Source organism: Psychrobacter sp. MF31, assembly GCF_012847335.1.
Lineage (GTDB): Bacteria > Pseudomonadota > Gammaproteobacteria > Pseudomonadales > Moraxellaceae > Psychrobacter.
Genome location: NZ_JABBDX010000004.1, coordinates 63,169 through 77,056, shown reverse-complemented (window position 1 = coordinate 77,056; position 13,888 = coordinate 63,169). Strand labels below are relative to the sequence as shown.

Below are 13,888 nucleotides of genomic sequence, written 5' to 3'. Positions count from 1 at the left end.
CTGTCAATTACCCTTATTCAATAATCACAACCTCATCAGCATCCGCTTCTACCAAGCGCTGAGTAGTTCTAGCATTAGGAACTTGAATCACCGGAAAAGTGCCATCAATTTCAGTATCATTTAAAATGGCTTCATCTACCTCTTGACCAACGACCACCGCTTTTTTGCCATCTTCGATAGCAATTGCGGTTCCGGCATTGGTATTTACCCGCTTAATTTGTGATTCAGGGGCAACGATCACCTCTTTCACGCGGTATGCTGTTGTTGATGGGCGAATCACGCGATTGGTTTCAACGACGATCGGCTCGACGGTACGCGCCTCTTGAATTGCAATTTCGGCATCAGGAGCAGGCGCTTCAGTGCTTTGAGCGGTGTAAGCAACTGGCATGGGGAACTTATTGCTAAAATGGTTATCACATTGCTGCATAGTCACTCGAACTGGATTGCCTTTTTTATCCATATAAACGTTGACTGGCATGTCTGCGGCAATCGGCACATATTTGCCAACCAAAGCTCCTGAAACGCCATAACGACCGTTTGACTGACCAACGCCCAAATCACAAGCACCACCTTTATAATGCTCAGCTTTTAAGGATTGACCGCTGATAATGTGCTTAGGAATTGCCACATCGGACAAGCGCATTTTTTTGACGCTTGCTTCGCCAGCTTGGCGCTTGGGTTGTTGATACGTATAAGGGGTATAAAATTTGGCTGAACCATCTTCAATAGCTGCCACGCACTCTTCATACGTATCATAACCGACGTTACCGTGACCATCTGTTTTCATCGCCGCATTTGCAGAGCTTGCTGCCATGACCAATCCGGCAGCCATCACCGCGCCAGTCAATACGTTCATTTTCATTTTTTCCTCCTAAACTGTCATTAAGAACTATCATTAATTCATTATAGCAATAAGGTTTTGCCAGATATCATGGTAAGCCAAGCGTTTGAGTTTCACTGTATGATTACGCTAATAATGTGTAGTGATATGTAGCAAAAGGCTCAAAAACAGCAAGACTATTTACTTAAAGCATACGATGAAAAACAGTGAAGCGAGACTAACCAATGCCAAATGCCAGCCATAAAAAAACCGCCTAAACTAGACGGTCTAATTAAGGAATATGGAACAAATTGATATCAGTACTAAGAATTATCAGTGCCAAGCTTTATCAGTGCTAAGCCTTTTCTTCACTCACTGAAAAATGAATCCCAGCAAAAGCTTCTAAGCGCTCAATCAGCTTGTCCCCAAGCGCTGAAGCGGGCGTCCAAAACCCCCCTTGAACGTCAGATTTAGCAACATCTAAAGCCAAGCACAATGCAGATTGCGCCAGCATCCTTGAGGTGCTGCCGTAGCCGGGGTCTTTATCACCGGTGACTTGGGTTGCGATCAATTTTTGATTTGGAGTTTGACCAAAAAAGCGAATGTCAAAATAGCCTTGATCTTGATCGGTTTTAGAAGGTCCCGTTCCAGATTTTGGCAAAACGTGATCCGATAAAAACTGGCGGCTGGTTTTATTACCCATGGCGATCGCAAACGCTATGATTCCGGCGCTCATGCCAGCGCTCATCAGCTGACCTTTGATGCCATCGCTCATCCAAACGGCTTCATCATATTTAAAATCGCGACCATAAGCATAACCTTGCAACTGATTGCTGCGATGAACGATCCTTGAATTGATACTTTCCATCACAAACGGCGCAAGCCAGCGATTATGGTGGATATCATATTGCGGTTTATTAAGTTTTTCTTGGCGGACGGTTGGGGCGTTGGGGTCATCATTTAATAAATAAGGATTGGCAAGCTGGCGGCGGCGCGCTTTATCATGACCAACTTCGCCAAATATCGTTGCCATAGAGGCAACCGTTCCGCCCGAAAGTCCACCTTTGGCGGCTTTTACGCGCATATGAATCTCAGAGCAAGGTTCATCAAACTGCGCGTTAGCAGTTTTCTGAGTAAAATAAACGCCTAAATCTGAGGGAATAGAGTCAAATCCGCAAGAGTTTACAATTCGCGCGCCGCTACGTTTTGCGGCATCTTGATAGCGATCCATCATGTCTTTAATAAAAATTGCTTCGCCGGTCAAATCAACATAATCGGTGCCACAATTGGCGCAAGCTTTGATCAAATTTTCGCCAAAGGTTAGATAAGGTCCGACAGTTGAGATGATGACTCGGGTTTGTTTGACCATTGCCTCAAGGCTGCTTTCATCATCACTGTCAGCAATAATAATGGCAATATCAATATCTTGTGATGTTTTATTGATCGCCTTTTTTTGATCATGATTTGCCAGCAGCGATTGTTTTAACGTTTCAAGCTTGGCGTTATCGCGACCGGCAATGGCAAAGCGCAAAGTCGTGGTTGAATGGTCTTGGCTTGAGGTCGGCGTCAAGTCAGCATTTGGGAACCATTTGCCGTCTGCCAAAAATTTTGCCAAGTATTCTGCGGTCAGCTTACCAACAAAGCTCGTTGCGCCAAATAATACGATATCAAAATTGCGATCTTGATCGTTATTGTTATTGGGTTGAGCCGTGTTATTTTTTAAGGTTTGATGAGTTAAATTGCCGCTTTGATTGATATTATTATCTATTTTTGAGGGGGTGGTCATTGCCGACTCCTTATCTTAATTGGTCATAAAACGCTTTTTTGGGGTGAAATTTGACACACAACGCTTGATCAGTATAAGCAAATACTGTCTGAATCCTCAATTTCGCTACAATTCTTGTAATACTACTACACAGATTACATAACATAGCGTCATCCTTACTAAAAGGAACGCAGAATATCAAAAAATATTGCTACTCTACTTCCATGGTCTAAGCGCTGAACAACATCGGGTGCTGTTTTAACTACCATCAATAAACTGCATCTAATCTGATGAAGACAAACAATAACAGATAAGTAACGTCAATAAGCCAATTTATTGAGCATCAAATTAGATGAGCAATATCAACCATTTATGAGGAGAAGAGTTATGTTTCAGTGGGCTATTATTTTCGCAGTGATCGCTTTGATCGCAAGTGCGTTAGGTTTCGGCGGTGTGGCGGGTCTTTCATCAAACCTAGCTTATATTTTCTTAGTTGTTGCGGTGATTTTGTTCATCGTCGCTTTTGTAAGCCGCAGAATGTAATGCGGTTTGGGCTAACATTTAATTAGCTTACAAAAAATAGTTTCAAAAAAAACGTCCTAAGTTTAGGACGTTTTTTTATGCTTGATGATGTAATTACAACTTTTTAAAACTGAATGATTTGAAAACTACCTATTATCAAAAGCTGTTTTCAAACGTTGTTTTCAAATCAGCTAATTTAAAAATGTTTCGGCTTTAAGATATATTCCATTCGTTTTGCCAAGCGAATGTCGTGGCTGGTGATGCCGCCAGTTTCATGACTCATCAAGCGCACCTCAACGACGTTATAAATGTTACGCCATTCTGGATGATGTTCCAAAGCTTCGGCATAAAACGCCGCTTGGTTCATAAAGCTCATCGCTTCAATAAAGTCATTAAAATGATAGGTCTTAACGATGCTGTTGCCATCGCGCTGCCAGCCTGCCAAGTCCTCGAGCTGCAAGTCAACTTGGTCGTCAGATAAGCTACTCATACTATTATCCTTATAATTTGGAAAAAAATGGCTTGAGGTTGGGCAAAAAACCCAGCTGTCGCCGCGTTTGCTTGTTGCTTTTTTAACATCACTAAAAAGTGGCATCAAAAGGCGAGGCAAAAGCGGTCGGACAGTCGGGCTTTTAGGATTAACGGTTAAAAATAGTTAAGGGTTAAATGCTAGTGGTGTTCCGTGATTGCCTGATCATTAAGTAAAGCATATTAAGCAAAGCATTATGCTTTTAAATCTTGATATTCAGGGTGCTTGCTTAAGTAATTGGCAACAAATGAGCACTGTGGAACGACTTTTTTGTGCTGATCGCGGGCAAAATCAAGACCGTGCTTGACCAGTGCTGAGCCAACACCGCGACCACCAAGCGCTTGTGGGACAATGGTGTGATCAAACACCAAGCGATCACCCAAATCTTGATAGCTTAAATAGCCTGTTTTACCATCGATAGTGATATTGAAGCGCTGAGCTGATTGGTTATGCGTGATATTCATGGCGTCTGTCATGAGGCAACTCCTTATTATTATACGACTATTATACTGGCGTTTTTTGATTGGATTTATTGTTATTCATACCAAGATTATGCCAATTTTTGGATAAATTATCAAAACATTCATTTTGAGGATTGAAAATTGCCTCGAAATCAGTAAATTGCTGAGCCTTGCTTGCAGCCGCCGCCCCACAATGCGATAATGACGAACAATTTTTATGGCTTATTGTAAAAGCTTAAAGCGATTGTTATTGTTAATTTTTTTGCTCATCGCTTTGTGTTTTTCAGCATTATCGCTGTTAACCTTTAGCTGACCATCGGAGAATCAATGGCACAATATATCTACACGATGAACAACGTGTCAAAACTTGTTCCGCCTAAGCGCGAAATTCTAAAAAATATCAACTTATCCTTTTTCCCTGGCGCCAAAATCGGCGTTCTTGGGATTAATGGCGCGGGAAAATCAACCTTGCTGCGCATCATGGCAGGGGTGGATAAAGACTTCAGCGGTGAGGCGCGAGCGCAAACGGGAACCAAAGTCGGTTATTTGCCGCAAGAGCCGCAATTGGATGAAACCAAAGACGTTCGCGGTAACGTTGAAGATGGTATGCGTGAGGCGCTAGATGCGCTCGCGCGACTTGATGCCATTTATGCCGAATATGCCGAGCCTGACGCTGACTTTGACAAGCTTGCCGAAGAGCAAGGCAAGATGGAAGACATCATCCAATCTTGGGACGCTCATAATTTAAACAATCAGCTTGAAAAAGCGGCGGATGCACTTCGACTGCCGCCTTGGGATGCTGACGTTAGCAAATTATCAGGGGGCGAAAAACGCCGAGTTGCCCTTTGTCGACTACTTTTGTCGCGCCCAGATATGCTGCTTCTTGATGAACCAACCAACCATTTGGACGCCGAATCGGTCGCTTGGCTTGAGCAGTTTTTACAAAATTACAGCGGCACGATTGTTGCCATTACCCATGATCGCTACTTCTTGGACAACGTGGCGCAGTGGATTTTGGAGCTTGATCGCGGTCATGGTTATCCTTATGAGGGCAACTATACCGAGTGGCTTGAGCAAAAAAACAAGCGCTTAGAGCAGCAGCAAAAGCAAGAAGAATCGTTTGCTAAAGCGCTTAAAAAAGAGCTTGAGTGGATTCGCAAAAACCAAAAAGGTCAGCAAGCCAAGTCTAAATCTCGCGTTCAGCGCTTTGAAGAATTGAACTCAAAAGAGTTCCAACAGCGTAACGAGACGGCGGAAATCTATATTCCACCAGGTCCAAGATTGGGTAACAAAGTCATTGAAGTTAATGACATCTCAAAATCATTTGGCGACCGACTGCTTTATGAAAACTTAAGCTTTAACGTTCCTGCGGGCGCGATTGTCGGGATTATTGGTCCCAACGGCGCGGGGAAAACCACGCTATTTAACATGATTACCGGTAAAGACAAGCCGGATACCGGTTCGGTGGACTTGGGCGAGAGCGTGAGCGTCGCTTACGTGGGTCAGGTTCGCGACAACTTGGACGACAAAAAAACCGTTTGGGAAGAGGTGTCAGACGGTCTTGACATCATCACTGTTGGCGATTACACCACGCCAAGCCGAGCTTATATCGGTCGCTTTAATTTTAAAGGTCAAGATCAGCAAAAATACGTCGGTCAACTGTCCGGCGGTGAGCGCAACCGCTTGCAACTGGCAAAAACGCTCAAACAAGGCGCCAACGTCATCTTGCTTGATGAGCCGTCAAACGACTTGGACATCGAAACTTTGCGCGCCCTTGAGGATGCCATTCAGGTGTTCCCCGGTTCAGTCATGGTCGTGTCGCATGACCGCTGGTTCCTTGACCGTATTGCCACTCATATTTTAGCCTTTGAAGACGAAGGTCCGATTTGGTTTGATGGCAACTATTCTGAGTTTGAAGCTTATCGTAAAAAACAGCTTGGCGATGATGCCACGCCAAAACGCATGAAGTATAAAAAAATTGCCAGTTAATAGATAAATGGTGAACATTAAAAAAAGACCGCTCAATTTAAGCGGTCTTTTTTATTGTTGGTATTTCAATTAACTTTTTTTAATTAGCGTTTTCGGCTAAAAAGCGATTTTTTCTTATTAATTTCCGTCATCGCATGAGTCATCGCGACCTCATCAAGGCTTGCCACTTGCTTTAAAATTTGCATCACATCGGGGCTAAGCACATATTTGGCATAATAAGCAATGTCATCAATGCGCTGATCAAAGCTTAATACGCCCGTTGCCTCATCTTTTTGCAAATAATCTAAACGAATCAGCGCATTCACAAAGCTGATAAACAGCGATCGGTCAAAAAAGTCTGGAATATCATCAGCATAAAGTACGGACAAGCGCTGACCAAGCAAATGACACAAATCAATAACTTCATCGGCAGTCAAATTGCCCGAGCCTTGCTGCGATAGTAAAACAAGGGTCATAAAATAGCGCTCAAGGCTTTGCGCCACGGGAGCTGCCAGAACTTCTAACTGCTGATAGTGACGACTATTGGCATCCGGAATGCTCAAATAGCCATCGCCCAAATCCACAATCAATTGATGCTCAATGAGGTTGTCAATTTTTTGATTAAGTACCGCCATCAAACCGTGCGCCGGATAATATAAAAATAGCTCGCTTTGTAAAAACGGATAAAGTCGGGTGACGATCTCATCAAATCGGCTGCGTTTAATGCGACCGTTTCGCGCCACAAGCGCCGCCAAAAACGATAGCAAAATAAACACGTGCAAGATGTTATTTCGGAAATAGCTGAGCAGCGCGGCTTGCTTATCGGCAACTTTGATAATATCGCCTAACACGTGCGGCGTTCGCTCAATAAGTTTAAGCTTAATGCCATAATCGATGATTTGCTGCGGCGTCAACTCGGTGATGACGGTATCATCGGCATACGGCATCGCTCGGGCAATACCTTGATAAAGGGCGATTTGCTCGCGGCAAACGTTTTCATCAAGGGCGTTTTTTGGTGCGGATAATAAGACCAGTGAAAGCAGTGACACCGGATTAATCACCGCCGCTTTATTGATATTTTGCATGATTTTCACGCCGATATTATCCACCATAGCGCTGGCGTTTTTATCAAATGGCGTGTCGGTGCGATCGGGCGGCAAGCTGTTTGGCGCGACATCAAACTTGGTCATAAAATCGCTTAAATACAAGGGCGTTCCAAAGCTTAAATGAACATCCCCAAAAATACGCTCGATTTTTCGGCTGACCTTTAACAGTCCCATGAGTGACTCGGACTCTTTGGGTTTGCCTTTAAGCTCGCCAATATAGGTGCCGCCTTCCATGATGCGCTCATAGCCGATAAAGGTGGGGATAAAGACCACCGGTTTATTGGTTTTACGAAGTTGGCTATGAACCGTCATCGCGAGCATGCCCATTTTTGGCGGCAATAGCCGTCCTGATCGTGAGCGACCACCTTCAATAAAATATTCAATCGGCGTATTTCGAGTGATCAGCGTGTGCAAATATTCACGAAGCACCGCCGTATAAAGGGCATTGCCGCGAAAGCTTCGGCGGATAAAAAACGCCACCGCGCCGCGAAGTAGTGACCCTAAAACCGGCGCGTCCAAATTGTCACCGGCAGCAATGTAAGGGATACTCAAGCCACGCTTATAAATCACGTAGGATAGCAATAAATAATCCACATGGCTGCGATGACAAGGCACATAAATGACCTCATAATCCGCTGCCAATGCCCGAACGCGCTCAAAATGATGAACCTCAACGCCATCATAAAGCTGAGTCCAGAGCCAAGTCAAAAACTTATCAAACACGCGGATGATCGGATAAGAGTAGTCATTGACCATCTCATAAGCATAGCCGCGCGCCCGAGCCCGAGCTTCTTTTTCGCTGATGTTTTCTTCGTCGGCTTCACGCTCGATGGCATGTTTGAGCGCCGGCGAGTAAATAAGTTTGTCCACCAAGTTGCGCTTATCGGACAAATCAGGACCCAGCATACAAGCGCGCTGCTTATCCAAATAGCCGCCCAGTTGCGATTGTAAATGCTGAACCAACTCGCGATTGGCAATATCGGTGCTAATAAGGTCGCGGCTACTGGTTGTTTGATGAAGATTTGAATTGACCAAATCAGTTGGCGCGTCCTCACCGTCAAATAAATAATCTTGAATCAACGCCCGCAACTCCTGCGGCTCATGAAACTGAACAAAAGTATCGCGACCCATCACGCCGATATTAAACAGCTGCTTGCTGATGCTTGGGTCTTGCCAGTTGTCCGCGACCAAAAGTTTAAACAGCGAGTCCTCTTTTTCAGGGGCGCGACCCCACAAAATGGACACCGGAACCAGTTGAATGTTGAGTTCAGGAAACTGCAAACTTGCCGCCACAAGCCTTGCTAATCGCGGAGAAAGCTGATCATTTTTGGCTTTGGGATGATGCAAAAAGACAATCGCCGCGTTTTCATCGATGTGGTGCGCGGCATCTTGAACTTGAGCAAGCGCTGGCGGCAAGCCATACTCTTGTGACTGCAAATCGATCAAAATGCTGTTCGATCGCGAATAATCTTGCAGCACATAAAAGGTAAGCGTGCCGTCATCAATAATATTTGGCAGATCGCCAAGCAATTTTGGCTTGACCGCCACATCAAGCGCTTGTCCCGACAGCTTTCGGTACAGCTGATTGATGGGCGCATTGGCGTAAGGCAGTGGCAATGTTGTTTTACTGACCTTGCGCTTGGCTTTATTTTGTAAAAATTTTGGCATCATCATAGATTAATCATAACTAAAAAAGTGGTCAAATGGGCAATAGCATGCTGATTATGATGCCATAAAAGCCATCAAAGCGATATATACACTTTATTAACCAGCACTTAAAATGGTTTATTTCAGCATCTATTTTGCGTAAGATGAGATGACTTTAACAATTTTTTAGCCGAAATTTTGTCGTATTTTACTGGAGAATCAATGACGCCTGCCATTAACCTTGCTGATAAGCTCAAATTAACCTACCGCATTCATGAGTTCGACCACGACAGTAACGCCGCGTCGTTTGGGCTGGAAGCCGCTGAAAAAATGAATAAGGATGGCGCGCAGATTTTTAAAACGTTGGTTGTTCAAACCGACAGCAAAGCGCTTGCCGTAGCGATTGTTCCAGTCACCACGACGTTAAACTTTAAAAAAATGGCAAAAGCACTTGGCTGCAAAAAAGTGCAACTGGCAGACCCAAACTTAGTGCTCAAAAGTACCGGTTACGTTTTGGGCGGCGTGAGCCCCTTAGGTCAGAAAAAACGACTACCAACGGTGATTGACACGACGGCAAATAACTTTGCCACCATCTTTGTCAGCGCCGGTCGCCGCGGTTTAGAAATTGAATTGTCCCCAAAGGATTTGGCAACGGCTTTAACGGCTAAATTTGCTGATATAGCCGAAACCTCTTAGTAGTTATTACAACAATAATTGATTATAACAAGGAAAAATGATGCCCCATTTAACCATTCAAGCCACGCCAAATGTCGTCATTCCCCACAGCGAGCAGTTACTTAAAACACTCAATAAAGCCCTTTGGGACAGCGGTCATTTTAAATCAGCCACCGATATTAAATCGCGACTGCTCAGCGTTCCAAGTTTTTTGGTGGGCGTTGAGGACGATGAGCAAGCCCAAGGCTTTATTTACGCGCAATTAAAAATCATGGCAGGTCGCGATGAAGATATTAAAAATCAGCTTGCGGCGCTGTTGGTCACGACCATTGAAACGGCACTTTGTGATTCGCAGTCCGGTCGTGCCACCTTGCAAATTTGCGTTGAAGTTGAGGACTTAAGCGACATTTATCATAAAAAAATCTTGGCAAGTTGCCCTGCGCCGATTACCGATTTGTTCATTTAGTGCCGTTTAAGCTGCAACACTAATTGCAAAGCTCACGGCTGGCGTATTCTGGAAAAATAATCACTTCAGTTCGGTAGCCTGCCGTTTTGCCATGAGTTGCCATCAAATTGCGACCCATTTTTAGCTTATAAGTGCCAGTTTTTGGTAGACAACCTTGATAAACGATGCCGCCTTTATTGCCGTCATAGCTGCCGTCAGGCATGTATAAAACACCAACGTTGGCGGTCTCAGACGTTCCTGCAAGCAGCGTGATATTAATCAGCGCAAATTGACCGGCGGTTGCTTTAAATTGATACCACTGAGCGTCTTGCTTTGGCAACAGCTTGCCGCTGATAACGGTGCTGACTTGACCTTTGGTAAACTGAATGGGCGTTGCCGTAGCCGCCGTATTTTGAGCTTGGGCGGTCATGCTCAAGCTTGCCAATAAAAGTGCTGACGATAGCACTACGGCGCTTAAACTTTTAAAAGTTCTCATTTTAATTGACCTCATTATTTCTTTGATAGTTATCTTTTAAATTTTTCGCTGTTAATTTAGCTTAAAAAAATAATCTGCTATTCACAATGAAGGTTTGAGACGTTCGTGATGCGCTTTTGTAAGTTTGCCTTAATACAATTTTGCGGTAAAAAATTTGCTGAAAGTTCAGTAGTTACCATTAAAAAAGCGCCCAACTTGAGCGCTTTTTTAGAACTTATTATTCATTAGCTAATTAATTAGTTAATTAATCAAGAAACGCAAAGCTGTCAATATCCATTGCCATCATGCTCTCGCTTGGGGCAACCATGCCTTCAGCGTGACCTGAAGTTCGCGGCAAAATTTTATCAAAGTAAAAATCAGCCGTTTGCACTTTGGCGGTGTAAAATTCGGGCGATTCCGTGCCGCCGTTTTTGAGCTTGTCATAAGCAATGGCTGCCATCCGCGCCCAGTGGTAGCCCATCATGACGTAGCCTGAATACATCAAAAAGTCATCCGAGGCGGCTGAGATGATCTCGCGGTCTTTTCGAGCCATGAGCATGAGGCGGACGGTTAGGGTGTTCCATTCGGCACAAAGCTTGGTGAGCGCCCAAACAAATTTGCGCATGTCTTTATCAAGGGCATACTCGCCGCACCATTTCATGATGTTTGAGGTGTAATCGCGGATGATCTTGCCTTTGGACTGCAAAATGACTTTGCGACCTAATAAGTCAAGCGCCTGAACGCCCGTGGTGCCTTCGTACATGGTGGCAATTCGAGCATCACGCGCAATCAGCTCCATACCCCACTCTTTAATATAGCCGTGACCGCCGTAAACTTGCTGACCATGTTTGGCAGCTTCAATGCCAAGTTCGGTCAAAAAGCCCTTTAAAATCGGCGTATAAAAGCCAAGCTTGTCATCCCATTTGGCAAATTCTTCATCATCGCCATTAACGATACCTTGGGTCATTTTATCGGCGTAGCGCCCCGCATGATAAATCATCGAGCGACCGCCTTCAGCAAACGCCTTTTGGGTCAGTAGCATCCGGCGAACATCAGCGTGATGAATGATGGCATCGGCAACTTTTTCGGGGTCTTTAGCGCCTGATAACGCGCGCATGGAGCGGCGCTCTTTGGCATAAGGCAAGGCGTTTTGAAAGGACAGCTCGGTATGCGCAAGACCTTCAATTCCGGTACCAATGCGAGCGGTGTTCATAAAGGTAAACATGGCTTTTAAGCCTTTGTTCGGCTCACCAATCAAAAAGGCGGTCGCGGCATCAAAGTTAAGCACACAAGTGGCGGATGAGCTGATGCCCATTTTGTGCTCAATCGAGCCGCAAGTGACGCCGTTTCGTTCACCAAGTTCGCCTGCATCATTGGGCAAAAATTTTGGTACAATAAACAACGAGATACCTTTGGTGCCTTCAGGCGCATCGGGAAGGCGTGCCAGCACAATGTGAATGATGTTTTCAGTTAAGTCATGCTCACCGCTTGAAATAAAAATCTTGGTGCCAGAAAGCTTATACGTGCCGTCGTCCTGCGGAATGGCTTTGGATTTGACCTGACCTAAATCCGTGCCACATTGCGGCTCGGTCAAGCACATGGTTCCCGACCAGCTGCCTTCAACCAGCTTTGGTAAATAGGTGTCTTTTTGCGCCTGCGTACCGTATTGTAAAAGGGTATTGATGCAGCCTGTGGATAGCCCCGGATACATCGCCCAAGGCCAGTTTGCCGTCCCAATCATTTCAGCTTTGATTAGGTTTAAGGACATCGGCAAGTTCATCCCGCCGTATTCTTCAGGATAAGAGATACCCTGCCAGCCGCCCTCAACAAACTGCTGATAAGCTTCTTTAAAGCCCTTTGGGGTGGTGACCTCGCCGTTATTAAAGTGACAGCCTTCAGCGTCCGCCGGTTGATAAATGGGCGCCAAAACGTTTTCAGCAAAATCTGCCATGCCTTGCAAGATCATATCGACCGTTTCAGGGTCAGCGTTCGCGCCGTTATCAAGGGTTTTGTAATGGGATTGATAATCAAAAACGTCATTAATCAAAAATTTGATATCACGAAGCGGGGCTTTATACGTTAACATATTCATTTCTCTTATTATTTAAAAGGTGAGTGTGATTTAAAAAGTTAAAATTTTTGATATAAAACAATTACTTTAAAGCACTTAGTTTAAATCTAAAGGTCAGCATGGCTTTTAGTATAAAAGCTTGATCGCTGTAAAACTACTATTTATAATTTTTATTCATGTAAATTTAAGTAAGCAATAAATTTTTGTTATTTAAAATCTAATACTTGCTGAGGGTATCTAACTTAGCTTGTCCTTACCATTCCTATTAAGCTACGCCTAAACCAACTAAAGTCAAGTTAACAACCTTAGGATTTTCGTTTATGAGTTACGACCGCGCGCGCCAATTGCTTCAAGATGAGCTGCGCCACCTAACGACCATCAACCAAAGCCGCAGACCGTGGCATATGCCGATTGTGGCGGCGCTGACCATCAGTTTTCCGGTGTTTGTCGGCGCGTATTTTGGCGCACTGCCCTCGGGCATCAAAGCCTCCTTAGGAGCGATGGTCATTTTAAATACGCCCCTTGTCGGTAAGCTTGGCGACAGAATAGTGACGCTGATGGCTTGGGGCTTTGCTATGGCGTTTTGTTTTGCGCTTGGGCTTATCACTCAGCAGCTGCCTTTTTTAAGGCTGCCTGTATTTGCGATGCTTGCCTTTGGGGTGGTGATGTTTGGTCGTTATTATCAGCAAGCGCCGCCAGCAGGATTGTTTATTTTGATGGCAGCGGCGATTGCGCTATTTATTCCGGTGCCGCTTGAGCATCTGTTTGTGGCAACGGGGATGGTGATGCTTGGCAGTGGTTTTGCAATCGCTATGGCACTGCTGTACTCGCTATTTTTGGTAGCAACGCGACCTATTTCGCCCAAACCCGAACTCAGTTATCGCCCTGATACGATCAGTGAAAGCTTGATTATCACGCTGTTTGTGATTGTGGCACTCAGCCTTGCCATTGCTTTGAAAATGAGCAATCCCTATTGGGCCGCGGTGAGCTGCTTTATTATTTTGCAAGGCATTCATTTGCGATCCATGTGGATCAAGCAGTTTCATCGCTTGCTTGGGACGATGATTGGTATGCTGCTGGCAGGATGGTTGCTCAGTCTGGGACTTGGTATTTGGGGAGTGGCAGTGGCGATTTTGGCAATGATGATTTGTATTGAATCGATGATTGATCGCCATTATGCCATTGCGGTGATTTTTATTACGCCCTTGACCATTTTGATTGCTGAATATGGCAGCGGTCTGCCGGTGATCGCGGCGCACTCACAAGCTATCATTAACGCCAGGCTGATTGATACCGCGCTTGGCTGCGTGGTGGGCTTGGCGGGCGGCTGGGTGATTCACTCCTCCAAATTGCAAGCGCCGTTTCAAAAAATTGAGGCGTATTTATTGGCAAAATTTAGCTAAC

Annotated in this window: 12 protein-coding genes; 5 read left to right on the top strand and 7 right to left on the bottom strand. The window is 44.9% G+C overall.

What is annotated here, in order from left to right:
* Positions 1–13: 13 nt before the first annotated feature.
* The gene (locus HF322_RS06650; protein WP_169392633.1) at positions 14–862 is read right to left on the bottom strand and encodes a hypothetical protein; all 849 of its coding nucleotides are present in this window, start codon (positions 860–862) and stop codon (positions 14–16) included.
* Positions 863–1,175: 313 nt separating this feature from the next.
* Positions 1,176–2,606 (bottom strand): trans-acting enoyl reductase family protein, encoded by a 1,431-nt coding sequence (locus HF322_RS06645; RefSeq protein ID WP_169392632.1) that lies wholly within the window; start codon positions 2,604–2,606, stop codon positions 1,176–1,178.
* Between the two features lie 366 nt (positions 2,607–2,972).
* On the opposite strand from HF322_RS06645, the gene HF322_RS06640 reads away from it, so the two are divergent.
* Positions 2,973–3,128, top strand: coding sequence for a DUF1328 domain-containing protein (locus HF322_RS06640; protein ID WP_169392631.1), 156 nt, complete (start codon positions 2,973–2,975; stop codon positions 3,126–3,128).
* Positions 3,129–3,303: 175 nt separating this feature from the next.
* Here HF322_RS06640 and HF322_RS06635 read toward each other — a convergent pair whose 3' ends face one another.
* On the bottom strand, positions 3,304–3,597 hold the full coding sequence (locus tag HF322_RS06635) for a 4a-hydroxytetrahydrobiopterin dehydratase (protein ID WP_169392630.1): 294 nt from the start codon (positions 3,595–3,597) through the stop codon (positions 3,304–3,306).
* A gap of 233 nt (positions 3,598–3,830) precedes the next feature.
* Positions 3,831–4,112, bottom strand: coding sequence for a GNAT family N-acetyltransferase (locus HF322_RS06630; RefSeq protein ID WP_169392629.1), 282 nt, complete (start codon positions 4,110–4,112; stop codon positions 3,831–3,833).
* 312 nt (positions 4,113–4,424) lie between these two features.
* Here HF322_RS06630 and ettA point away from each other — a divergent pair, with 312 nt between their 5' ends.
* Positions 4,425–6,086, top strand: coding sequence for an energy-dependent translational throttle protein EttA (gene ettA, locus HF322_RS06625; RefSeq protein ID WP_169392628.1), 1,662 nt, complete (start codon positions 4,425–4,427; stop codon positions 6,084–6,086).
* 83 nt (positions 6,087–6,169) lie between these two features.
* Here ettA and plsB read toward each other — a convergent pair whose 3' ends face one another.
* Positions 6,170–8,839 (bottom strand): glycerol-3-phosphate 1-O-acyltransferase PlsB, encoded by a 2,670-nt coding sequence (plsB, locus tag HF322_RS06620; protein ID WP_223193224.1) that lies wholly within the window; start codon positions 8,837–8,839, stop codon positions 6,170–6,172.
* Between the two features lie 201 nt (positions 8,840–9,040).
* On the opposite strand from plsB, the gene ybaK reads away from it, so the two are divergent.
* Together ybaK and HF322_RS06610 are read left to right on the top strand one after the other, a co-directional pair.
* Entirely contained in the window at positions 9,041–9,514 is a 474-nt protein-coding gene (gene ybaK / locus HF322_RS06615; RefSeq protein ID WP_169392627.1) for a Cys-tRNA(Pro) deacylase, read from the top strand.
* Between the two features lie 40 nt (positions 9,515–9,554).
* Entirely contained in the window at positions 9,555–9,959 is a 405-nt protein-coding gene (locus HF322_RS06610; RefSeq protein ID WP_169392626.1) for a 5-carboxymethyl-2-hydroxymuconate Delta-isomerase, read from the top strand.
* A 19-nt stretch (positions 9,960–9,978) separates the two neighbouring features.
* Here the strand turns inward: HF322_RS06610 and HF322_RS06605 are convergent, their stop codons facing one another.
* Entirely contained in the window at positions 9,979–10,434 is a 456-nt protein-coding gene (locus HF322_RS06605; protein ID WP_223193206.1) for a hypothetical protein, read from the bottom strand.
* A gap of 244 nt (positions 10,435–10,678) precedes the next feature.
* On the bottom strand, positions 10,679–12,499 hold the full coding sequence (locus tag HF322_RS06600) for an acyl-CoA dehydrogenase C-terminal domain-containing protein (RefSeq protein WP_169392624.1): 1,821 nt from the start codon (positions 12,497–12,499) through the stop codon (positions 10,679–10,681).
* Between the two features lie 305 nt (positions 12,500–12,804).
* Between HF322_RS06600 and HF322_RS06595 the strand changes: the two genes are divergently transcribed.
* Positions 12,805–13,887 carry an FUSC family protein gene (locus tag HF322_RS06595; protein WP_169392623.1) on the top strand — a complete coding sequence of 361 codons (1,083 nt, stop codon included), beginning with the start codon at positions 12,805–12,807 and terminating at the stop codon, positions 13,885–13,887.
* The last annotated feature ends 1 nt before the right edge of the window (position 13,888 follow it).

Excerpts from the sequence above, each read along its gene's own strand:
- HF322_RS06650 (WP_169392633.1), bottom strand. The coding sequence starts at position 862 with ATGAAAATGAACGTATTGACTGGCGCGGTGATGGCTGCCGGATTGGTC.
- HF322_RS06645 (WP_169392632.1), bottom strand. The coding sequence starts at position 2,606 with ATGACCACCCCCTCAAAAATAGATAATAATATCAATCAAAGCGGCAAT.
- HF322_RS06640 (WP_169392631.1), top strand. The coding sequence starts at position 2,973 with ATGTTTCAGTGGGCTATTATTTTCGCAGTGATCGCTTTGATCGCAAGT.
- HF322_RS06635 (WP_169392630.1), bottom strand. The coding sequence starts at position 3,597 with ATGAGTAGCTTATCTGACGACCAAGTTGACTTGCAGCTCGAGGACTTG.
- HF322_RS06630 (WP_169392629.1), bottom strand. The coding sequence starts at position 4,112 with ATGACAGACGCCATGAATATCACGCATAACCAATCAGCTCAGCGCTTC.
- ettA (WP_169392628.1), top strand. The coding sequence starts at position 4,425 with ATGGCACAATATATCTACACGATGAACAACGTGTCAAAACTTGTTCCG.
- plsB (WP_223193224.1), bottom strand. The coding sequence starts at position 8,839 with ATGCCAAAATTTTTACAAAATAAAGCCAAGCGCAAGGTCAGTAAAACA.
- ybaK (WP_169392627.1), top strand. The coding sequence starts at position 9,041 with ATGACGCCTGCCATTAACCTTGCTGATAAGCTCAAATTAACCTACCGC.
- HF322_RS06610 (WP_169392626.1), top strand. The coding sequence starts at position 9,555 with ATGCCCCATTTAACCATTCAAGCCACGCCAAATGTCGTCATTCCCCAC.
- HF322_RS06605 (WP_223193206.1), bottom strand. The coding sequence starts at position 10,434 with ATGAGAACTTTTAAAAGTTTAAGCGCCGTAGTGCTATCGTCAGCACTT.
- HF322_RS06600 (WP_169392624.1), bottom strand. The coding sequence starts at position 12,499 with ATGTTAACGTATAAAGCCCCGCTTCGTGATATCAAATTTTTGATTAAT.
- HF322_RS06595 (WP_169392623.1), top strand. The coding sequence starts at position 12,805 with ATGAGTTACGACCGCGCGCGCCAATTGCTTCAAGATGAGCTGCGCCAC.